The following is a 20,231-nucleotide window of genomic DNA, read 5'->3' as shown; positions in this document are numbered from 1 at the left end:
CTTCGTATCGTTATTTGACAATCAACGATTTCCCTGTCATTTCGTTCGGCTGCGGCAAACCGAGCAAATCGAGCATCGTCGGCGCCAAATCGCCTAAGATGCCGCCGTCTCTAAGCTTGATGCCTTTTTTCGTCACGATGACCGGCACCGGATTCGTCGTATGAGCCGTTTGCGGCTTGCCGTCCGGCGTCAATACTTCATCGGCGTTGCCGTGGTCGGCGGTGATGATGGCGATGCCGCCTTTGGCCAAAATGGCATCGACGACTTTGCCGAGGCATTCGTCCACTGCCTCCACCGCCTTGATCGTCGGTTCGAGCTTGCCCGAATGGCCGACCATATCCGGGTTGGCGTAGTTCAAAATGATCGCATCGTACTTATCGGCTTCAATTTCCTTGAGCAGCGCATCGGTCACTTCATAGGCGCTCATTTCCGGCTTCAAGTCATACGTCGGCACTTTCGGCGAGTTGATCAAAATCCGGTCTTCGCCTGGAAATTTCTCTTCGCGGCCGCCGCTCATAAAAAACGTCACGTGCGGATATTTTTCGGTCTCGGCGATGCGCAGCTGGCGCAGTCCGTGCTGCGACAGCACTTCCCCGATCGTGTTGTCCAAGTTCGTCGGCTTGAACGCCACGTACCCTTTCACCGTTTCGCTGAAATGGGTCAAGCAGACAAAGAACAAATGCTTCGGATGTTTCGGGCCGCGGTCAAACTCGCGGAAATCTTCGTTCGTAAACGTGTTTGAAATTTGGATCGCCCGGTCAGGGCGGAAATTATAGAAGATAATCGCGTCATTGTCTTGAATCGTCGCCACCGGCCGGCCGTCTTCGCGGACGATGACCGACGGCAGGACGAATTCGTCGTAAATGCCGTGTTTGTACGAGTCCTCGATGCACTCGAGCGGGTCGCGGTACGTCGGCCCTTCCCCGTACACCATCGCCCGATACGCCTTTTCGACGCGGTCCCACCGCTTGTCGCGGTCCATCGAGTAGTAGCGGCCCGATAACGTCGCGATTTCGCCGACGCCATATTCCTTGATTTTTTCCTGCAGTTCTTTGATGTATTGCGGCGCTGTTTGTGGGCCGACGTCGCGGCCGTCCAAAAAGCCGTGGATGTACACGCGCTTCACGCCTTCTTTCGCCGCCAAGCGCAAGAGGGCGTACAAATGGTGAATATGGCTGTGCACCCCGCCGTCGGAAAGCAAGCCGAACAAATGCAAACTTGTCCCGTGTTGTTTCACATGGTTCATCGCCGCCAAAAACGTTTCATTTCGCTCAAACTCGCCTTCGCGAATGGCAATGTTGACTCGCGTTAAGCTTTGGTACACAATGCGCCCGGCGCCGATGTTGAGATGGCCGACTTCCGAGTTGCCCATCTGCCCTTCCGGAAGCCCGACCGCCTCGCCGCACGCCTTGAGCGTTGTGTGCGGGTATTCGTTCCAATAGCGGTCAAAGTTCGGTTTGTTCGCCTGAGCGATCGCATTGCCGTACGTTTCGTCGCGCAGCGCAAATCCGTCTAAAATGATGAGCGCAACCGGTTTTTTACTCATGACGCCCCGCCTCCACCAATTGTAAGAATGAAGCCGGCTCGAGGCTCGCCCCGCCGACTAAGGCGCCGTCGATCTGTTCTTGCGCCAAGAAGTCGCGGATGTTATCTGGTTTGACGCTGCCGCCGTATTGAATGCGGATCGCTTCCGCCGCCTCCGGGCCAAACAGGCGCGAAACAACCGAACGGATATGGCCGCAGACGCTGTTGGCGTCTTCCGGTGTTGATGATTTGCCCGTCCCGATCGCCCAAATCGGCTCGTAAGCGATGACCGCTTGCTTCACTTGTTCCGGCGTCAAGCCGGCGAGCGCTTTTTCCACTTGCGAGGCGACAACCGCGTTCGTCTGCCCGGCTTCCCGCTCCTCAAGCGATTCGCCGCAGCAAATAATCGGTATAAGCCCGCGGGTGAAGGCGGCCAACACTTTTTTGTTCACGGTCTCATCTGTTTCGGCGAACATTTGCCGGCGCTCCGAATGGCCGAGGATGACGTACGTGACACCGAGGTCTTTCAGCATGACCGGGCTCACTTCGCCTGTGTACGCCCCTTGATCGGCAAAGTGCATCGTTTGCGCCCCGATTTTTAAATCCGTGCCGTCTGCCGCTTGCACCAACCGATCCAAAAAGAGAAACGGCGCGCAAACGACGGAATCGACTTCGTCGGCCGGCGGCACGTGCCCTTTTACGTCCTCGACAAATTGAACCGCTTCTGCTAATGTTTTATGCATTTTCCAGTTGCCTGCAATGATCGGTTTTCTCATCGTTCACCCTTCCTTTCAATGGGCGGCGTCAGCCGCCATGCGCCAAATCCGGCGCCGTGGGTCATTTGTCTTCGAGCGCGACGACACCCGGCAGCTGTTTTCCTTCCATAAACTCGAGCGAAGCGCCGCCGCCGGTGGAGATATGATCCATTTTGTCGGCCAAGCCGAATTTCTCAACCGCCGCCGCCGAATCCCCGCCGCCGATGACCGAATAGGTGTCGAGCGCTTCCGCCAGTGCTTCGGCGATCGCTTTTGTCCCGTGGGCGAACGCGTCCATTTCAAAGACGCCCATCGGGCCGTTCCAGACAACGAGCTTCGACTCGCGAATGACATCGCGGTACAATTCGCGCGTTTTCGGGCCGATGTCAAGCGCCTGCCAATCAGCTGGAATCGCGTCAATCGGCACAACTTTCGTGTTGGCGTCGTTCGCAAACCGGTCGGCGACGACCACGTCCACCGGCATATAAAAACGGACGCCTTTTTCTTTCGCCTTTTCCATAAACGATTTGGCGAGTTCGATTTTGTCCTCCTCAAGCAGCGACTTGCCAACGTCATGGCCGAGCGCTTTGACGAACGTATACGCCAGTCCGCCGCCGATGATCAAGTTGTCGACTTTTTCAAGCAAATTGTCGATGACGCCGATTTTGTCTTTCACTTTCGCCCCGCCGATGATCGCTGTAAACGGGCGGTCCGGATTCGAAAGCGCCTTGCCAAGCACTTCAAGTTCTTTTTCCATCAAAAATCCGGCCACCGCCGGCAAGTAATGGGCGATGCCTTCCGTCGACGCATGGGCGCGATGGGCGGCGCCGAACGCATCGTTGACATATAGATCCGCAAGCTCCGCAAACGCTTTGGCGAGCTCGGGATCATTTTTCTCTTCACCAGGGTAAAAACGGACGTTCTCAAGCAAGAGCACATCGCCTTCGTTCAAACGGTCGACCGCCGCTTTCACCTCATCGCCGACCGCTTCATTCGTTTTGGCGACCGGCCGTTCAAGCAGCTCGCCGAGCCGCTTCGCAACGGCATCCAAACGCAATTCTTCGACCACTTTTCCTTTCGGGCGGCCGAGGTGGCTCGCCAAAATGACTTTCGCCCCGTGCTCGATCAAATAGCGGATCGTCGGGAGTGCGGCGCGAATGCGCGTGTCATCGGTGATGGCGCCTTGCTCCATCGGAACGTTGAAATCGACGCGGCAAAAGACGCGCTTTCCCCTCACCTCAACGTCGCGGATCGTCTTCTTGTTCATCGTTCGTGCCCCCTTTTGGCTACAGTTTGGATAAAGGAAAAGGAGTGGGGATCATTTCCCCGCTCCCCTCCATTTTCCTATTATAGAATTGAACAGGCGGAAAACTCAACGCCAAGCTGGTTTTACAGCCCTTTCGAGGCGATGTAGGCGGCCAAGTCGACGACGCGGTGCGAATAGCCCGTTTCGTTGTCATACCACGAAACGACTTTCACCATTTTGCCTTCAATGACCATTGTCGACAACGCGTCGATCGTCGACGAAGCGGTGCTGCCGTTGTAGTCGCGCGACACGAGCGGTTCTTCGCTGTAGGCCAAAATGCCTTTCAGCTCGCCTTCCGCTGCTGCTTTCAACGCGGCATTCACTTCTTCGACCGTCACTTCTTTTTCCAATTCCGCCACCAAGTCGACAACGGATACGTTCGGCGTCGGCACGCGCATCGCCATGCCGTTCAACTTTCCTTTCAATTCCGGCAAAACGAGCGCGACCGCTTTCGCCGCCCCGGTCGTCGTCGGAATGATCGATTCGGCCGCGGCGCGAGCCCGGCGCAAATCTTTATGCGGTAAGTCCAAAATTTGTTGGTCGTTTGTGTACGAGTGAACGGTCGTCATCATGCCGCGGACGATGCCGAATTGTTCATGCAGCACTTTGGCAAACGGCGCCAAGCAGTTCGTCGTGCACGACGCGTTCGAGATGACATGATGGGCTTTCGGATCGTATTTGTCTTGGTTGACGCCCATGACGATCGTAATGTCTTCGTTTTTCGCCGGGGCGGAAATGATCACTTTTTTCGCACCCGCTTCCAAATGTTTGGCGGCGTCTTCGCGTTTCGTGAAGCGGCCGGTCGACTCAACGACGATGTCAACGCCGATCTCGCCCCACGCCAAGTTCGCCGGATCGCGTTCCGCCTTGACGATGATTTCTTTGCCGTTGACGACCAAGTTGTTGCCGTTCACCGACACTTCGGCATCCAGACGGCCATGGACAGAGTCGTACTTCAACAAATGAGCAAGCGTATTCGCATCGGTTAAATCGTTCACCGCCACTACTTCAATGTCCGGGTTTTTCAATGCCGCGCGGAAGACGTTGCGTCCGATGCGGCCAAATCCGTTGATTCCCACTTTGACTGCCATCTTATTTTCCTCCTTGCGATTGGATTGTATCAGCAAGGGAGATTACTCCCCTACGAACGCTTTTGCGGCTCCTTCGTCCGTCACCAATAGCGAGTGCGGCGCCCGTTTCATGTACGCGCGAATGGCTTTCGCCTTCGACGCCCCTCCGGCGACGGCGATGACATGCTCGACATGCGGGAGGTGTTCAAGTTGAATGCCGACTGTTTTCACTTTATGGACGACGTCGCCGTACTCGTTGAAATAGTAGCCGAACGCCTCGGCGACCGCATGGCGGGCGATGATGTTCTCCATCTCTACAGGCGGCGTCTTCCGCCGCTTGGCCATCGTCACCGCTTCACCGATGCCATGGACGACCATGCGGCATGATTGGATGAGCTCAAGCACTTCTTTCACCGCCGGCTCTTCGACAAGCGACGCGTACGCTTCATCGCTCAGCTGGTCAGGCACGTGCAGCAACCGATAGCGGCCCATCGCTTTTTCCGCCATTTTCGCACAAATCGTGTTCGCCTGATTCTCGACATCTTCGCCAAGGCCGCCACGCGCCGGCACGAACAACACATCGCGAAGCTTCGAATCCGGCGTCATCATCTCCGCGACCGCCGCCATCGTCGTTCCGCCGGCCACGGCGACGATGTCCCCGGGCTCAAGCAGCTCCTTCATGCAGGCGACACACGCTCTACCCATTTCTTTTTTTACCCAAGGAGAACAGTCGCTATCCCCGGCAACGACAATCACCCGCGGAATGCCGAGCTGTTCCTGCAGCGCGGCTTCCAGCTCTTTGAGTCCGAACGCTTCCCGCATCAAATCATTGAGCGTATGAAGGAGCGCCTGGCCTTCCTCCGTCAACCGCATGCCCGACACATCGGCGGAAAGCAAGTTTTGTCCTTTCAAAAATTCTGTTTCCGACCGGAGAACCCGCTCGCTCATGCCGAGGCTCGCCGCCAGCGCCCGCCGCCCGATCGGCGCCATAAGCGAAATAGAGTACAAAATTTGATATCGTTTTTGCATAACGTCAAGCAAGTCGGGCGATAATTTTTTTAATGCCTCTACTAACGGTTGCATCGATCCTTCCCCTTAGCAGAACATAGGGATGTTTTTTGTCCCAGTATGACATATTATGTCCCGCCAATCGATAAAAAATTCCTCCCGCTCTATTTTCATTATAGCAGGAGGACGATAGCCGTTCAACTGTTTTGTGCCCGCTGCAACCGTTTTCTCACCGTTTCTTTTTCAATCATCCCATACCCAATTTCTTCCCCGTCAAGCTCGACGACCGGAATCATCAACTGATATTTCTCGAGAAGCGCGTCGTCTTCATAAATATCGATCTCTTCCATCGTAAACCGATAGTCTGCCTGCAGCTCCGTCAAAACCGCTTTCGCTTTGTCGCAAAGCGGACAGTTCGTCTTCGTGTACAACCGAATGTGCATCGCGTTCTTCCTTTCTTTCACCGGTCGCATCAAGCTCCGGTGTATTGCTTTCGTTTCGCCGAAGAAGGAATACGCAGCTGCTCCGCGGTATTTGGCGACCGTGCGGCGCGAAATGGCGATGCCGTATCGGCCATGAAGCAAATCGGCCAGCTGTTGGTCAGAAAGCGGCGCCTGTCGGTCTTCCGCCGCGATCAGCTCTTGGATGATCGATTTCACTTGAGCGGAGGAAGCCACCTCGATCGTTTCCGCCAGCTCGTCGCGCTCAGGAAGACGTTCCAGTTGCAGCAAGAGGCATTCTGCCAAATCGCGGGCGCCGACTCCCGGCGGGTCGAGCGACTGCACAAGGCGCAGCCCCCGTTCCATCTCTTGTTCCGATGCGGAAAACCGCGCCGCCAGCTCGGCAAGCAATGAAAAACGACCGCAAACGCGGTCGTATCAAGGGGGTTGGGAATCTCAATCCGAACTTGTCAGATCGTTGGAACGCCCTCGGCAGGATTCGAACCCACGCTAAGAGAACCGGAATCTCTCGTGCTATCCACTACACTACGAGGGCATGGAAGTTCATGATTTCTCTATTTCGTTCCGTTGCATGTTCTATTATAGCAGGATCGTGCAAAAATGCAAGGGGAAAATGCAATAAAAAAACAGGAAAAATCAGGCCTTTGTTCCTTCCACATCAATGCCACCGCCACAGGCAACTGGTTAAAAAAATAAAAAAGCGGTTATGATGAAAAGAGGGATGTTCCCGCTAGCCGCGAATATGTTATAAAGAATGGGGAAGGTCGTTTTGTTTGACCTTCATTGACCATTCGTGTATGATGAAGGCGTACATATTGATCCATTAGGATGGAAAAGGAGGCGTTTTGGGATGTATTTGATTCCGACTGTCATCGAACAGACGAACCGCGGGGAGCGGGCGTACGACATTTATTCGCGCTTATTGAAAGACCGAATCGTGTTCCTTGGCAGCCCGATCGACGACCAAGTGGCCAACTCGATCGTGTCGCAGCTGTTGTTTTTGGCGGCGGAAGACCCGGACAAAGATATTTCCTTGTACATCAACAGCCCGGGCGGCTCGATCACAGCTGGCCTGGCGATTTACGACACGATGCAGTTCATCAAACCGGACGTATCGACAATTTGCATCGGCATGGCCGCTTCCATGGGGGCGTTTTTGCTTGCCGCCGGTGCGAAAGGGAAACGGTTCGCGCTTCCAAACAGTGAAATCATGATCCACCAACCGCTCGGCGGCGCCCAAGGGCAGGCGACGGAAATCGAAATCGCAGCGAAGCGCATTTTATTCTTGCGCGACAAATTGAACCGCATTTTGGCGGAAAACACCGGCCAGCCGATCGAAGTGATCGAACGCGATACGGACCGCGACAACTTCATGACAGCGCAAAAAGCGATGGAATACGGCATTATCGACCGGGTGCTGACGCGCGCTGATGAAAAATAAGGCATGCACACGTTGGTAGAACCGCTATAGAGCTGCGCCTGCACCGACATTGACGAAAAAAGGCTGCTTCCGACAAAAACGGAGCAGCCTTTTCCATTCCTTTCCCCGCCAGCCCCACACGCTGCTTTACTTTTCCTTTTGCACATAGGCGGCGAGCTTTTCGATCGCTTCTTGCTCATCCGGACCGTCGGCAATGAGCGTGATCACCGCTCCATGGCCGATGGCGAGGCTCATCAAGCCCATAATGCTTTTCGCGTTCACCTGTTTTCCATCTTTTTCCAAAAACACATCAGCGGAAAAACGGTTCGCTTCTTGGACAAACAACGCCGCCGGGCGCGCCTGCAGCCCGGTTTCTAATTTTACTTTCACTTGTTTTTCCACCATTCTCCATCTCCCCTTTACAGCGATTTATGGAAATCGACCGGCTTTCCAGCCCGCAGCCGCTCCGCGATCTCATCAATTTTGCGTAGCCGGTGGTTGATGCCGGATTTGCTGATTTTGCCGCCGGCGACCATCTCGCCAAGCTCTTTCAGCGTCACGTCTTGATGCTCGATGCGAAGCTTCGCGATTTCCCGCAGCTTCGCTGGCAAGGCGTCGAGGCCGATCGTCTCGTCGATGTAGCGGATGTTTTCCACCTGGCGAAGCGCAGCGCCGATCGTTTTGTTCAAATTGGCCGTCTCGCAATTGACAAGCCGGTTGACCGAGTTGCGCATATCGCGGACGATGCGGATGTCTTCAAAGCGGAGCAGCGCCTGGTGAGCGCCGATGATGTTCAAAAACTCGGCAATTTTCTCTGCCTCTTTTAAATACGTAATAAACCCCTTTTTCCGTTCCAACATTTTCGCATTTAAAAAAAAGTGGCTGTTCATCAGTTCACATAAAGAGCGGTTATGATCCTCGTACAAAGAAAAAATCTCCAAGTGATACGAGGACGTCTCCGGATTGTTGACCGAGCCGCCGGCCAAAAACGCACCACGCAAATACGAGCGCTTACAGCATTTTTTCTTGACAAGTTCCGGATCGATGTCATGAATGAACGAAAAATCGCCGTTCCAAATGCAAAGATCACGGAGCAGCGGGGCGGCGCCGTCGGTAATGCGGACGATATACACGTTATTTTTCTTTAAACGCATTTTTTTGCGGACAAACAGCTCAACCGCGACGTCATACCCTTTTTTCAACAGCGTATAAATGCGCCGGGCGATCGCCGCATTTTCCGTTTGGACATCGACCGCCATCCGCCCGCCGGAAAACGACAGTGAGCCGTTCATGCGCAACAGCGCCGACAGCTCGGCCCGCAAGCAGCAGCGCTTGACCTCTAAATTCGTCAGCTCCTTCTTCGTTTCGGACGCAAAAGACATGATCGTTCCACCTCCATTCGCTCCCGTACCGGCCGGTTGGAGGTGCCCAACTCTCGGCGCGGCCATGCGGCCGCCGCCCCTCGCGCCCCGTCTCCTTGGCCTATGCGTATGCGGATCAGGCACACAGCGCCCGCCGTCTAGCAGCGGGGAAGCAGCCCGAGAAGGAGGGCGGCGACTTTCCCTGTATTATGGCGAATGACCCCATCATCGTACGTAACAATATCGTCACGGATCACCTGCACGCCGAGCGTGCCGCTGTCATCATGCACCGGCTCGGCCCGCTCCTCTTCATACCGGCGGCGGATGGATTCCGGAATCGCCCCGCTGTTGACGATGACGGCATCCAAAAACGGGACGCCAAGATGGTCATGAAGCGCCTTCACATGGTCGCTCACCGTATAGTGCGGCGTCTCGCCGGCCTGGGTCATAATGTTGCATATATAGACTTTTTTCGCCTTCGCCTTGCACACTTCCTGTCCGATTTTCGGCACGAGCAAGTTCGGCAAAATGCTTGTGTACAGACTCCCCGGGCCGATGACAATCAAGTCGGCGCCGCGGATGGCGGCGGTCGTCTCCGGCAACGGTTCAATATCTTCCGGGGTTAAAAACACCCTCTTAATTTTTTTCCCCGCGCCAGGAATTTTCGACTCGCCCGAAATAACGGTACCATCTTCCATTTCCGCGTGCAACACGACGCTTTTGTTCGCCGCCGGCAACACTTGGCCGCGTACGTTCAACACTTTGCTCATTTCGCGGATCGCCTTCACAAAATCGCCGGTGATCGATGTAAGCGCCGCCAAAATCAAATTGCCGAGCGAGTGTCCCGATAAGCCGTTGCCGTTTTGAAAACGGTGTTGAAACAGCTCAACAATAAGCGGTTCGACATCAGACAGCGCGGCGAGCACGTTGCGCACATCCCCAGGCGGCGGGATGTGCAGTTCGTCCCGGAGCCGCCCGGAACTCCCCCCGTCATCGGCGACGGTGACGATAGCCGTCAAGTCAAGATCGTGCTGTTTCAGACCCCGAAGCAGGACGGGAAGCCCAGTGCCGCCGCCGATGACGACGATCTTCGCTGCTCGTTTGTCTCTCATCGATGCGCTTCCTTTCTCCTCTCCATGTCCCGGTGCGAGACAACCGTTTTATAATTGGCGGAAAAATGGCGGGCGATATGCTCAGCGAGCGCCACGGAACGATGCTGACCGCCCGTGCAGCCGATGGCGATCACCAGCTGGCTTTTTCCTTCGCGCTGGTAATACGGCAGCATAAACGCCAGCAAATCAATCAGCTTTTCCAAAAACTTTTGCGTTTCTCCCCATTTGAGCACATATGACGCCACTTCCTCATCGAGCCCGGTTTTCGGCCGCATATGCTCAATGTAGTGCGGGTTCGGCAAAAAGCGGACATCAAACACCAAGTCAGCGTCAATCGGGATGCCGTATTTAAATCCAAACGACATAACGTTGACCATAAAGCCGGACTGGGCGTGCGATGAAAACTGGCGGACGATTTTCTCCCGCAGTTCGCGCGGCTTGAGCCCAGTCGTGTCATAAACGATTTGCGCCCGCCCTTTGAGTTCCTCAAGCAGTTTCCGCTCCAGGCGGATGCCTTCAAGCGGCGGCTCATTCGGCGCGAGCGGATGCGTCCGCCGCGTTTCTTTATAGCGGGCCACAAGCGTCGAGTCTTGCGCATCCAAAAACAAAATTTGCGGCATAATCCACGCCTGCCCGGCCAACTCATCGAGCGCGGCAAACAAGTGGTCGAAAAAGTCGCGGCTGCGCAAATCCATGACGAGCGCGACTTTATTCATTTTATTCCCGGACTCTTTCACAAGCTCCAAAAACTTCGGCAACAGCGTCGGCGGCAAGTTGTCGACGCAAAAAAAGCCGAGGTCTTCAAAGCTTTGGATCGCCACCGTTTTGCCTGCCCCGGACATGCCGGTGATGATGACGAGTTGAATCGGTTGCTGCGCCCCGTGTTTCCCCATTTTTCTGCTCCCCTTCCGCTAACTTGGATCAAGACGATATGAAAGCAGCTCAAACTCCTCCGTATATACAAACGTTCCGTACATGACCCCTTCGCCTTTGACAGCGTATTCTAAAATATGGTAGTCTCCTGGGGCCATCGGCAACGTGGACAGCGCTTCAACCTTATGCCAAGCGAGCGTCCCTTCTTCGGAAGACGGCACGTTTTCGCCGATGAAGTCGTCGGCGAAAAACGTAAACATCATCCACTCCGACACCGTTTCATTCCCGTTTTTCATCACGATCGTAAAGACGCCTTTCAGCTCTGGATTTTTCAAATAAATGCCCGTCTCTTCCCGGTATTCACGAATGCATGCTTCGCGCACCGTCTCGCCGGGCTCCATTTTCCCGCCCGGAGCGACCCACCAGCCGCGCCTCGGCTTTTGCAACAGCAGCACTTGGCCGTCTTTATATAATACGCAGTTTGTCACCCGTTGCAATTCGTTCACCCCAACCATCCGCAAACATGCACATAATCATCTTTATTTTACCATAAATAGTTAGGCCGCTCCACCTTCAAACCGCTGGAAACCGTCCGCTTCCCGTCTGCAAAAACCTCGGGGCCCAACATTCCGCTTCCAGCCGAAAGACGCCATCCCCGCCGTTTCAAGCGAAACGGCAGGATGCAAGCGCCCGGCAAAAAAAGAGACGCGGACAAACGCCCGCGCCAAAAAGGATCTATATAAAAGGGGGTCAATTACTTACTTATAGCATACGACAAATGTGTTGCGCCCGTGTTACATCTGGGTTAAATAACCATTACGATTTGATTGCGATTTGGTTACCGGATCAGCTGACCCCTTGCTTATGGAGCTTTTCTTTCAGTTCCTCAACGTAATGCTGGGCGCTTTGCGCGGCGATGCTGCCGTCGCCGGTAGCCGTCACGATTTGCCGGAGCGTTTTTTCCCGCACATCACCGGCGGCGAAAATGCCCGGCACTTTCGTCTCCATCTTTTCGTTCGTGACGATATAGCCGTTTTCATTCGTGATGCCAAGATTGGCAAACGGCTTCGAGAGCGGCACCATCCCGATGTAAATGAAAACGCCGTCGCACGGAAATTCGCGCTCCTCGCCCGTTTGCGTATGCACAAGCGTCACGCTGCCGACTTTTCCGTCCTTTTCGTTGATTTGTTTCACCGTATGGTTCCAGATGAAATCAATTTTTTCATTGGCGAACGCCCGGTCTTGCAAAATTTTTTGCGCCCGCAGCTTGTCGCGGCGGTGAACGATCGTCACTTTATTGGCAAACCGCGTCAAATAGACGCCCTCTTCGACCGCTGAGTCGCCCCCGCCCACGACAACCAAATCTTTCCCTTTGAAAAACGCCCCGTCGCACACCGCACAGTACGAAACGCCGCGGCCGCCGAGCTCCGCTTCACCCGGTACGCCGAGTTTTTTATATTCCGCTCCGGTGGCGATGATGACCGCGCGGGCCTTGTACTCTTTGTCGCCGACGATGACCGTTTTGTACGCCTCGCCATCGATGATTTCTTTCACATCGCCGTATGCGTACTCCGCGCCGAATTTTTTCGCATGCTCAAACATTTTCGTCGCCAATTCCGGGCCTAAAATCGTTTCAAAGCCAGGATAGTTCTCGACTTCCTCAGTGTTGACCATCTGCCCGCCCGGGACGCCGCGCTCGATCATCAGCGTCGACAAATTGGCGCGCGATGTATAGACAGCCGCCGTCAGCCCAGCCGGCCCGGCTCCGGCAATAATGACATCGTAAATTTTTTCGTCTGCCACACCGTCCACTCCCTCGCTTGAGAATCATTCCATTTTCATCGTATAAAAGTCGATTCGCCCTGTCTATTGATTTGCTCATGTATAGAGCCGGCGCGCTTTTTGCACGTATTTTTGCACCGTCGACGCCGAAACGCCGTATTTGGCCGCCATCTCTCTTTGCGTCACACGCTCTCCTTGCTGACGGCGCCACATGTATTCAATCGCCGCCGCCCACGCCGCTCCGTTCGCAAACCGTTCGCCATCGGCCAGCGGATGGACGGCAATCGCAAACGCAAAGCGGCAGAGTGCTTCCTTTTCTTCATTATTTGCCGAAAGCGCATCGACCATACGGCCGACGTTCCCCGCCCGGGCGGACGAGCCGTCGGTCAAGCCAAATAAAAACGAGTCGATGAATGGACGCAAGCGCGGGTCGGCCGGCAACAAGCGGCAGACCGCCAGCGACATGGCCGTTTCCTCCGCTTGCTTCGAGCGGCTGAACAAATATAAGCCGTACAACTGGTCAGCCAATCCTTCCTGCTCAATCCAGCGGATGATGCGGGCAAACGCTTCGTCGAACGACGGAACAGCCCACGGCTCCTCGCCGCGCTTTTCCGGATGAAACACGAGAAACTCTTCCCACATGTTCCGAGCGAGCGATTCATGCCCCGTATGGTAGGCGGTGCAGGCGAGCCAGTAGTAAAACGGCCCGTCGCCGCGAAAGCCGCTTTTGTACAGGCGGTGCAGCCAGCGGAACGCCAAATCGAACCGCCCGACAAGCGCGAACGTCGCCCCGAGCTTGTATTGATGCTCATGGAAAAACGGATAAAGCCCGGCGAGCGTCCGGCAAAGGGAAGAGACTTGCTCCTGATCATGCAAGTAATACGCGAAAACGAGCGCATTGCAAAGCGCATGCAAATTGCCGGGATCGCGTTTGAGCACTTCACGCACTTTCTGTTTCGCTTTGTCGACATCGCCGCGGTAAAAATAAGCAAGCGCCAGGTTGTTGTGCGCCGCCCACATGTCCGGATAGCGGGCGACAATCGCCTCGAGCGCCTCAATCGCTTCCGCAAACCGCTCCTCCTCAAGCAAACGGCGGGCCCGATCCTCCATCACCATCAGTTGCTCCTCTTCTTCCGTCCATTCTGAGCCATCGAGCCGAAGCAGCTCAAGCAAGTCGGCGGCATCGTCGGCAAACTCCCCGTCCGGCTCATTCGCCAAGTACTGTTCAGCATATTGCCGAGCCTCGCGGAACAAGCCGAGGCAGGCGAAATTGTTCGCCAAAAAATACAAACAGTCGTCCATCGTTTCATCGAGATCATGAATAATTTTGAACAGCCATTGGTTTGAAAACTGGTATTCACCAAGTTCGGACAATACTAGCGCCAGCTGCAGGGCAAACGACGCATCGCGCTCATCCAAACGGACGGCGCGCTCGAAATACTTCCTCGCCTTATGCAAATCGCCCCGATCGTATGCTTTCATTCCTTTTTTGAAAAAATACTCTCCGTTCTGGAGAAACGGCACAATCGTCGCTTTTCGTGATGACTGCTTCAGTTGTTTTCCCATTCTGTCCTCCGTTGTCCGTAAAATTCGTCGAACAACAGTATATCATATTGGCCGCTGAAACAAACAACAAAACTCAGCTCAAAAACATGGTAGCAGCGCCATTGCCGTCCGCCAAACGGCGGAGACGTCAAAAAAGGATGCCCCGCTCTCCGGCTGCCTCCGCGGTTCGCTCACGCGAGCCATGAGCCCGGCAGTCTGAGTGGCGGGCATCCCGTTTTCCTATTCCTCCGTTTCCAATCGTCCCCGTGAACAAGCCTTCGCTAACCATCGGCTTACGATTAGGTTTGTTCCGTTGCTTCCGTTTTTTGTGCGTGCCGCTCGGCAAGCGTTGCCAGCACGGCGTCAAGCGGCAGCTTTTGTTCCCGCAACAGCACAAGCAAATGGTACAACAAATCAGCTGCTTCCCATTTCAGCTCGTCATGACTCCGGTTTTTCGCCGCAATAATCACTTCGGCCGCTTCTTCGCCGACTTTTTTCAAAATCTTATCGACACCTTTTTCAAACAAATACGTCGTGTACGACCCTTCTGGCCGTTCGGCGTCGCGCTTGGCGATGATCTGTTCGAGCTCGTTCAAAATGGCGAACCGGTCGGCCTGCGGCGCGCGCGCCGCGCCGTCCAGCGAGCGGGAAAAGCACGAATACGCGCCCGTATGGCACGCCGGACCCGCCGGCTCGATGAGCACGAGCAGCGCATCGGCGTCGCAGTCGTAGCGGATGTCGACAACGCGCTGCACGTTTCCAGATGTCGCCCCTTTATGCCACAACTCTTGGCGCGAGCGGCTGTAAAACCATGTTTCTCCGGTCTCGATCGTTTTTTCGAGCGACTCTTTGTTCATATAGGCGAGCGTGAGCACTTCCTTGCTTTGCGCATCTTGGACGATCGCGGGCACCAGCCCTTTTTCATCAAAGCGAATGTCTGCCGTCATCGCACGTTCACCCCTCTTTCTTTCAAGTACGCTTTCACTTGTCCGACCGACGTTTCTTTGTAATGGAAAATCGATGCCGCCAGCGCCGCGTCCGCTTTCCCTTTTTCGAACGCTTCGAGGAAATGCTCGGCCTTGCCGGCGCCGCCGGACGCAATGACCGGAACGCTGACCGCTTCGCTCACCCGCCGCGTCAAGGCAATATCAAAACCGTTTTTGCCGCCATCGGCATCCATGCTCGTCAGCAAAATCTCCCCGGCGCCAAGACGGACCGCTTCCTGCGCCCACGCGACCACTTCCCATTCGGTCGCGTTGCGGCCGCCGTGCGTATAAACGCGCCATGAACCAAGCGTTTCATCGTATTTCGCGTCAATGGCAACGACGATGCATTGCGAGCCGAAAAAGTCCGCCCCTTCCGCGATCAAGGCCGGATGGAGCACCGCGGCGGTGTTGAGCGATACTTTGTCGGCCCCGGCGCGCAGCATCCGCTTCATATCGTCAAGCGAATGAATCCCCCCGCCGACCGTAAACGGAATGGCGAGCTCGGCAGCGACGCGCTCGACGACATCGACCATCGTTTTCCGGCCTTCATGGGAAGCGGAGATGTCCAAAAAGACGAGCTCGTCCGCCCCTTGCTCATCGTACGCCTTCGCCAGCTCCACCGGGTCGCCGGCATCGCGCAGCTGGACAAACTGCACTCCTTTGACGACGCGGCCGTCTTTCACATCAAGGCACGGGATGATGCGTTTCGTGATCATCGCTCGCTCACCGCCTTTAACGCTTCCGCTAGCGTAAACTGATTCGTATAAAGCGCCTTGCCGACGATCGCACCGCCGATGCCTTGTCCAGCATATTGGCAGAGCGCGCGCAAATCGTCAAGCGAGCTGACGCCGCCAGAAGCAATCACTTCTTTTCCCGTCGCCTCGGCCAACCGGACCGCGGCGGCGATGTTCGGGCCCGACAGCGTGCCGTCCGTTGCAATGTCCGTAAAGATAAACGTCTCCGCCCCCGCCTCGGCGAGCATCCGCCCGAGTTCTTCCGCTTTCACGTTGGACGTCGCCAGCCACCCTTCCGTCGCCACGAAGCCGTCGCGGGCGTCAATGCCAATCACGATGCGGCGGCCGTATGTTTGGAGCATCTTTTTCACAAACGGCGGATCGGCAATGGCCGCGCTTCCTAAAATGACGCGGGCGACCCCATTTTCTAAATAATACACGATATCCTCTTCCGTCCGGATGCCGCCGCCGACTTGCACGTTGACGCCCAGGCGGGCCGCTTCAATGACAAACCGGTCGTTGACGCGCCGCCCTTCTTTCGCCCCGTCCAAATCGACCATATGAATCCACTCCGCCCCTTGGGCCGCGAATTGCTCGGCCATCGCGACCGGCGAATCGCCGTACACCGTTTCTTTGTTGTAATCGCCTTGCAGCAGGCGGACGCACTTGCCGCCGCGCATATCGATCGCCGGATAAATCGTAAACGCCGCCATCAGCCGTTCCCCCTTCCCGTGGCGATGCCGACATAATTGTTCAAGATGCTCATGCCGACCGCACCGCTTTTTTCCGGATGAAACTGTGTGCCAAACACACAGCCGCGCCCGACGACCGCCGGAACATCAACGTCATATTCACTGCTCGCGAGCACGACGTCCTCATCCCCTGGAATGACATAATACGAATGGACAAAATACACATGCCCTTCCTCGACGCCATGAAGAAGCGGCGACGGGCGATGGAAACGGAGCCGGTTCCAGCCCATGTGCGGCACTTTGTATGGCTCGCCGGTTTTCGTGACGCCCGGAAAACGGACGACGCGGCCGCGAAGCAAGCCAAGCCCTTTTGTCGGCCCGTTTTCTTCGCTTTCGTCAAACAACAGCTGCATCCCTAAACAAATGCCAAGCAGCGGCGTGCCGTTTTCAACCGCCGAACGGATGAAAGCAGCTAGGCCTGTCTCATTTAAAATGTGCATCGCATCGCGAAACGAGCCGACACCGGGCAAAATCAGCCCGCGCGCCTGCTCGAGCTCCTCTTTGTCGCCGCTCACGATATACGGGCAGCCGAGCCGCTCGAGCGCTTTGCGGACGCTGTATAAGTTGCCCATGCCATAATCGATGATCCCGATCATCGTCATCCCATTCCTTTCTTCCCTGATCCATGCCCATCCCCTTGTTCAATGAACAACGGTATGGCGGCATGCTTTTTTACGGCGCTCCTTCCATGTGCAAACCTCTCCTTGGCATCCGGTCGCCTTTCCTGCATCCATGGAGCTTTTCCCGCAGGAAGCGCTGCCTCGATCCGACCGCCTTTCCTGCGCCTGCGGAACTCTTTCCCCACGGGGGGCGCCCCACTCCATCGGCTACAGCATCCCTTTTGTCGACGGAACGCCTTTGACGCGCGGGTCGATCATCGTTGCTTCATCGAGCGCCCGCCCGAGCGCCTTAAACACCGCTTCGACCATATGGTGCGTATTGCGCCCGTAATGGACGATGACATGCAAGTTCATCCGCGCTTCAAGCGCCAGTTTCCATAAAAACTCATGCACGAGCTCGACATCAAACGCGCCGACTTTCGCTGCCGGAAACTCGCCGCGAAACTCAAAATGCGGGCGATTGCTCAAGTCGATCACAACTTGCGCCAAGGCGTCATCCATCGGCACAAACGCGTTGCCGTACCGCTTGATTCCTTTTTTGTCGCCAAGCGCTTCCTTGATCGCCTGCCCGAGGCAAATGCCGATGTCTTCCGTCGTATGGTGGTCGTCAATATGCGTGTCGCCTTTCGCGTCAATGCGCAAATCGAACTGGCCGTGCTTGGCGAACAAATCGAGCATATGGGTTAAAAACGGCACGCCCGTTTCCAGTTCGGCTTTTCCTTCGCCGTCAATCGCCAAACGCAGCTCAATGCTCGTCTCGTTCGTCGTTCTTGCGATCATCGCTTCCCTTGCCATCATTCATTCCCCTTTCTCGAGCCGCACCTCAATGGCGCGCGCGTGCGCCTCCAGCCCCTCGAGGCGGGCAAAGGCGGCGATTTTGTCGCCATGTTGTTTCAATGCGGTTTCACTGTAAACAATCACGCTTGATTTTTTCACAAACTCGTCAACGCTCAAGCCGCTTGAGAATCTGGCCGTGCCGTTGGTTGGCAGCACGTGGTTCGGCCCGGCGAAATAGTCGCCGACCGGCTCGGAGCTGAAGCGGCCGAAAAACATCGCTCCCGCATGGCGGAGCCGGCCGAAAAGCGCGAGCGGTTCTGCCGTCATCACTTCCAAATGCTCTGGGGCCAGTTCGTTCACGACATCCACCGCTTCCTCAAGCGTCTCGGTGACGTAAATGGTGCCGTAGTTCTCGAGCGCCGCTTGGGCAATGTCGCGGCGCGGCAGCGTTTCCAGCTGCCGTTCGACTTCGCTCGCCACCGCCAGCGCCAATTTCATCGACGGCGTCACCAAAATGGCCGACGCCCGCACGTCATGCTCGGCTTGCGACAACAAATCGGCCGCAATCTCATCCGCATGCGCCGTCTCATCGGCGAGCACGACAATTTCGCTCGGCCCGGCGATCATGTCGATCGCCACATGCCCAAACACTTCCCGCTTCGCCAATGCCACATAAATATTGCCCGGCCCGAAAATTTTGTCAACCGGCCGGATCGTTTCCGTCCCGTAAGCAAGCGCGGCGATCGCCTGCGCGCCGCCGACTTTGTAAATTTCCGTCACGCCGAGTTCATAGGCGGCGGCCAGCACCCCAGCCGGGAGCGTGCCGTCTTTGTTTGGCGGCGAGGTGATGACAATCCGTTTCACCCCCGCCACTTGTGCGGGAATAACGTTCATCAGCACAGACGACGGATAAGCGGCCGTCCCGCCTGGCACGTACAACCCGACCGCATCGAGCGGCGTCACCTTTTGTCCGAGAATGGTGCCGTCTTCTTTCGTCATCCACCATGATTCGCGCTTTTGCCGCTCATGGTAGTCGCGAATGTTCGCCGCCGCTTGGCGAATGATCTCTAGCATCTCCGCGTCCATCGCCGCATGCGCGCGCTTCATTTCCGCTTCCGTCACCTTGAGCGAATCCAAGCGGACGCCGTCAAACCGTTCCGTGTATTCTTTCAGCGCTTCGTCGCCGCGGGTGCGCACAGCGGCGATGATATCGAGCACCGCACGCCGCTGCTCCTCCGTTCCGCTTTCAATCGTCCGCCTTAGCGACACGCCACCTCGGATCCGTTCGATTTTCATCGTTCGCTCCCCTTTCTATGGCATCGATCCGTTTTCCTCCACCAAGCCCCCATCAGCGCCGCGGACGCCGTTCCGCCAACGCCGCGCCGAGCCTCCATCAAGCTCTCTGCGGACAACCGCCCGTTTCCATCTTTTTCTATGGTTGTGGAATCACCGCCGCCAATCGGTCGACCAACCGCTCAATGTCCCCGCCGTTTAGCCGGTAGCTCGCCGGGTTGACAATCAGGCGCGACGTCACCTCGGCGATTCGTTCCAGCTCGACAAGCCCGTTTTCTTTCAATGTCCGTCCGGTCGAAACGATATCGACGATCCGGTCGGCAAGGCCGATCAGCGGGGCGAGCTCGATCGAGCCGTTTAGGCGGATGATCTCAACTTGCTCACCTTGTTCGCGAAAATACGTCGACGCGATGTTTGGATATTTCGTCGCCACCCTTGGCGCGATTTCATTCATCTTGGCACCGGGCAGCCCGGCGACCGCCAAATGGCAGCGGCTGATGTGCAAATCGAGCAGCTCATAGACGTTCCGTTCTTCCTCCATTAAGACATCTTTTCCCGCTATGCCCAAATCCGCCACCCCATGTTCGACATAGGTGACGACATCCATCGGTTTCGCCAAAATAAAGCGCATCTGCTCCTCCGGCACGTCAATGACAAGCTTGCGCGACTCGTCAAATTCCGGCGGCAGCACATAATCCGCCCGCCGCAGCAGCTCGACCGCCTCATCAAAAATGCGCCCTTTTGGCATCGCAATCGTCAGCATCACTCTTCCTCCCTGCTCGTCGTCATGTGCAAACGCGGCGCTTTTCCGCCAAACTCTCCCTCTCGCCGAACTAGCGCAGCCGGACACCC

Annotated in this window: 21 protein-coding genes, 1 tRNA gene and 1 pseudogene; 1 reads left to right on the top strand and 22 read right to left on the bottom strand. The window is 56.0% G+C overall.

Translation table 11 applies throughout. From position 1 onward, the window contains the following. Nucleotides 1-10: 10 nt before the first annotated feature. The 8 genes and pseudogenes from gpmI to NSS88_RS10745 all read right to left on the bottom strand — a co-directional run bounded on the left by gpmI (nucleotide 11) and on the right by NSS88_RS10745 (nucleotide 6,659). Complete coding sequence (gene gpmI, locus NSS88_RS10780) at nucleotides 11-1,546, bottom strand: 2,3-bisphosphoglycerate-independent phosphoglycerate mutase (protein ID WP_049625148.1); 1,536 nt, start codon at nucleotides 1,544-1,546, stop codon at nucleotides 11-13. Further along, nucleotides 1,539-2,300 carry a triose-phosphate isomerase gene (gene tpiA, locus NSS88_RS10775; RefSeq protein WP_049625147.1) on the bottom strand — a complete coding sequence of 254 codons (762 nt, stop codon included), beginning with the start codon at nucleotides 2,298-2,300 and terminating at the stop codon, nucleotides 1,539-1,541. Before tpiA ends, gpmI begins: the two co-directional genes overlap by 8 nt. 61 nt (nucleotides 2,301-2,361) lie before the next feature. Then, nucleotides 2,362-3,546, bottom strand: a complete 1,185-nt coding sequence (locus NSS88_RS10770; RefSeq protein WP_049626242.1) for a phosphoglycerate kinase — start codon at nucleotides 3,544-3,546, stop codon at nucleotides 2,362-2,364. A 122-nt stretch (nucleotides 3,547-3,668) separates the two neighbouring features. Next, nucleotides 3,669-4,676 (bottom strand): type I glyceraldehyde-3-phosphate dehydrogenase, encoded by a 1,008-nt coding sequence (gap, locus tag NSS88_RS10765; RefSeq protein ID WP_049626241.1) that lies wholly within the window; start codon nucleotides 4,674-4,676, stop codon nucleotides 3,669-3,671. 42 nt (nucleotides 4,677-4,718) lie between these two features. Then, nucleotides 4,719-5,738: a sugar-binding transcriptional regulator gene (locus tag NSS88_RS10760; RefSeq protein WP_049626240.1), complete on the bottom strand. Its 1,020-nt coding sequence runs from the start codon at nucleotides 5,736-5,738 to the stop codon at nucleotides 4,719-4,721. Between the two features lie 122 nt (nucleotides 5,739-5,860). Next, complete coding sequence (locus NSS88_RS10755; RefSeq protein WP_049626246.1) at nucleotides 5,861-6,106, bottom strand: glutaredoxin family protein; 246 nt, start codon at nucleotides 6,104-6,106, stop codon at nucleotides 5,861-5,863. A gap of 138 nt (nucleotides 6,107-6,244) precedes the next feature. After that, nucleotides 6,245-6,469 (bottom strand): annotated as a pseudogene (locus NSS88_RS16765) (RNA polymerase factor sigma-54); the annotation flags it as partial. A 118-nt stretch (nucleotides 6,470-6,587) separates the two neighbouring features. Further along, nucleotides 6,588-6,659 (bottom strand) — tRNA-Arg (locus NSS88_RS10745). Nucleotides 6,660-6,974: 315 nt separating this feature from the next. Here NSS88_RS10745 and clpP point away from each other — a divergent pair. Further along, entirely contained in the window at nucleotides 6,975-7,565 is a 591-nt protein-coding gene (clpP, locus tag NSS88_RS10740; RefSeq protein WP_049625145.1) for an ATP-dependent Clp endopeptidase proteolytic subunit ClpP, read from the top strand. A 126-nt stretch (nucleotides 7,566-7,691) separates the two neighbouring features. Here clpP and NSS88_RS10735 read toward each other — a convergent pair whose 3' ends face one another. The 14 genes from NSS88_RS10735 to hisG form a co-directional block, all read right to left on the bottom strand. Further along, nucleotides 7,692-7,949, bottom strand: a complete 258-nt coding sequence (locus tag NSS88_RS10735; protein ID WP_033015070.1) for an HPr family phosphocarrier protein — start codon at nucleotides 7,947-7,949, stop codon at nucleotides 7,692-7,694. Nucleotides 7,950-7,963: 14 nt separating this feature from the next. Further along, complete coding sequence (gene whiA / locus NSS88_RS10730; protein ID WP_055359090.1) at nucleotides 7,964-8,926, bottom strand: DNA-binding protein WhiA; 963 nt, start codon at nucleotides 8,924-8,926, stop codon at nucleotides 7,964-7,966. 137 nt (nucleotides 8,927-9,063) lie between these two features. Continuing rightward, nucleotides 9,064-10,017, bottom strand: coding sequence for a gluconeogenesis factor YvcK family protein (locus tag NSS88_RS10725; protein ID WP_055359091.1), 954 nt, complete (start codon nucleotides 10,015-10,017; stop codon nucleotides 9,064-9,066). After that, on the bottom strand, nucleotides 10,014-10,910 hold the full coding sequence (gene rapZ, locus NSS88_RS10720; RefSeq protein ID WP_033015060.1) for an RNase adapter RapZ: 897 nt from the start codon (nucleotides 10,908-10,910) through the stop codon (nucleotides 10,014-10,016). The genes NSS88_RS10725 and rapZ overlap by 4 nt, the downstream gene beginning before the upstream one ends. Before the next feature lie 18 nt (nucleotides 10,911-10,928). Beyond that, a complete protein-coding gene (locus NSS88_RS10715; protein ID WP_055359092.1) occupies nucleotides 10,929-11,405 on the bottom strand; it encodes an NUDIX hydrolase in 477 nt (158 codons plus the stop codon). Between the two features lie 331 nt (nucleotides 11,406-11,736). Then, entirely contained in the window at nucleotides 11,737-12,693 is a 957-nt protein-coding gene (gene trxB, locus NSS88_RS10710) for a thioredoxin-disulfide reductase (protein WP_013146376.1), read from the bottom strand. A gap of 75 nt (nucleotides 12,694-12,768) precedes the next feature. Next, nucleotides 12,769-14,238, bottom strand: coding sequence for a tetratricopeptide repeat protein (locus tag NSS88_RS10705; protein WP_055359093.1), 1,470 nt, complete (start codon nucleotides 14,236-14,238; stop codon nucleotides 12,769-12,771). A 278-nt stretch (nucleotides 14,239-14,516) separates the two neighbouring features. Next, on the bottom strand, nucleotides 14,517-15,164 hold the full coding sequence (gene hisIE, locus NSS88_RS10700; protein WP_061580755.1) for a bifunctional phosphoribosyl-AMP cyclohydrolase/phosphoribosyl-ATP diphosphatase HisIE: 648 nt from the start codon (nucleotides 15,162-15,164) through the stop codon (nucleotides 14,517-14,519). Then, nucleotides 15,161-15,919 (bottom strand): imidazole glycerol phosphate synthase subunit HisF, encoded by a 759-nt coding sequence (hisF, locus tag NSS88_RS10695; protein ID WP_049625142.1) that lies wholly within the window; start codon nucleotides 15,917-15,919, stop codon nucleotides 15,161-15,163. The genes hisIE and hisF overlap by 4 nt, the downstream gene beginning before the upstream one ends. Then, the gene (gene hisA, locus NSS88_RS10690) at nucleotides 15,916-16,650 is read right to left on the bottom strand and encodes a 1-(5-phosphoribosyl)-5-[(5-phosphoribosylamino)methylideneamino]imidazole-4-carboxamide isomerase (RefSeq protein ID WP_049625141.1); all 735 of its coding nucleotides are present in this window, start codon (nucleotides 16,648-16,650) and stop codon (nucleotides 15,916-15,918) included. Before hisA ends, hisF begins: the two co-directional genes overlap by 4 nt. Continuing rightward, nucleotides 16,650-17,291, bottom strand: coding sequence for an imidazole glycerol phosphate synthase subunit HisH (gene hisH, locus NSS88_RS10685; RefSeq protein WP_049625140.1), 642 nt, complete (start codon nucleotides 17,289-17,291; stop codon nucleotides 16,650-16,652). Before hisH ends, hisA begins: the two co-directional genes overlap by 1 nt. 225 nt (nucleotides 17,292-17,516) lie before the next feature. Then, nucleotides 17,517-18,104, bottom strand: coding sequence for an imidazoleglycerol-phosphate dehydratase HisB (gene hisB / locus NSS88_RS10680; protein ID WP_033015142.1), 588 nt, complete (start codon nucleotides 18,102-18,104; stop codon nucleotides 17,517-17,519). Nucleotides 18,105-18,107: 3 nt separating this feature from the next. Next, nucleotides 18,108-19,382, bottom strand: a complete 1,275-nt coding sequence (hisD, locus tag NSS88_RS10675) for a histidinol dehydrogenase (RefSeq protein ID WP_033015041.1) — start codon at nucleotides 19,380-19,382, stop codon at nucleotides 18,108-18,110. 136 nt (nucleotides 19,383-19,518) lie between these two features. Continuing rightward, complete coding sequence (gene hisG, locus NSS88_RS10670) at nucleotides 19,519-20,142, bottom strand: ATP phosphoribosyltransferase (protein WP_033012052.1); 624 nt, start codon at nucleotides 20,140-20,142, stop codon at nucleotides 19,519-19,521. Nucleotides 20,143-20,231: the final 89 nt, after the last annotated feature.

The sequence above is a fragment of the Geobacillus sp. FSL W8-1251 genome, assembly GCF_038005945.1.
In the GTDB taxonomy this organism is placed as follows: Bacteria; Bacillota; Bacilli; order Bacillales; family Anoxybacillaceae; genus Geobacillus; species Geobacillus stearothermophilus.
Note: the sequence above shows the minus strand (reverse complement) of the source record. Positions and strands in the feature narration are given on the sequence as shown.

Coding starts and splice junctions, on each gene's coding strand:
- gpmI (WP_049625148.1), bottom strand. CDS start 1,546: ATGAGTAAAAAACCGGTTGCGCTCATCATTTTAGACGGATTTGCGCTG.
- tpiA (WP_049625147.1), bottom strand. CDS start 2,300: ATGAGAAAACCGATCATTGCAGGCAACTGGAAAATGCATAAAACATTA.
- NSS88_RS10770 (WP_049626242.1), bottom strand. CDS start 3,546: ATGAACAAGAAGACGATCCGCGACGTTGAGGTGAGGGGAAAGCGCGTC.
- gap (WP_049626241.1), bottom strand. CDS start 4,676: ATGGCAGTCAAAGTGGGAATCAACGGATTTGGCCGCATCGGACGCAAC.
- NSS88_RS10760 (WP_049626240.1), bottom strand. CDS start 5,738: ATGCAACCGTTAGTAGAGGCATTAAAAAAATTATCGCCCGACTTGCTT.
- NSS88_RS10755 (WP_049626246.1), bottom strand. CDS start 6,106: ATGCACATTCGGTTGTACACGAAGACGAACTGTCCGCTTTGCGACAAA.
- clpP (WP_049625145.1), top strand. CDS start 6,975: ATGTATTTGATTCCGACTGTCATCGAACAGACGAACCGCGGGGAGCGG.
- NSS88_RS10735 (WP_033015070.1), bottom strand. CDS start 7,949: ATGGTGGAAAAACAAGTGAAAGTAAAATTAGAAACCGGGCTGCAGGCG.
- whiA (WP_055359090.1), bottom strand. CDS start 8,926: ATGTCTTTTGCGTCCGAAACGAAGAAGGAGCTGACGAATTTAGAGGTC.
- NSS88_RS10725 (WP_055359091.1), bottom strand. CDS start 10,017: ATGAGAGACAAACGAGCAGCGAAGATCGTCGTCATCGGCGGCGGCACT.
- rapZ (WP_033015060.1), bottom strand. CDS start 10,910: ATGGGGAAACACGGGGCGCAGCAACCGATTCAACTCGTCATCATCACC.
- NSS88_RS10715 (WP_055359092.1), bottom strand. CDS start 11,405: ATGGTTGGGGTGAACGAATTGCAACGGGTGACAAACTGCGTATTATAT.
- NSS88_RS10705 (WP_055359093.1), bottom strand. CDS start 14,238: ATGGGAAAACAACTGAAGCAGTCATCACGAAAAGCGACGATTGTGCCG.
- hisIE (WP_061580755.1), bottom strand. CDS start 15,164: ATGACGGCAGACATTCGCTTTGATGAAAAAGGGCTGGTGCCCGCGATC.
- hisF (WP_049625142.1), bottom strand. CDS start 15,919: ATGATCACGAAACGCATCATCCCGTGCCTTGATGTGAAAGACGGCCGC.
- hisA (WP_049625141.1), bottom strand. CDS start 16,650: ATGGCGGCGTTTACGATTTATCCGGCGATCGATATGCGCGGCGGCAAG.
- hisH (WP_049625140.1), bottom strand. CDS start 17,291: ATGACGATGATCGGGATCATCGATTATGGCATGGGCAACTTATACAGC.
- hisB (WP_033015142.1), bottom strand. CDS start 18,104: ATGGCAAGGGAAGCGATGATCGCAAGAACGACGAACGAGACGAGCATT.
- hisD (WP_033015041.1), bottom strand. CDS start 19,382: ATGAAAATCGAACGGATCCGAGGTGGCGTGTCGCTAAGGCGGACGATT.
- hisG (WP_033012052.1), bottom strand. CDS start 20,142: ATGCTGACGATTGCGATGCCAAAAGGGCGCATTTTTGATGAGGCGGTC.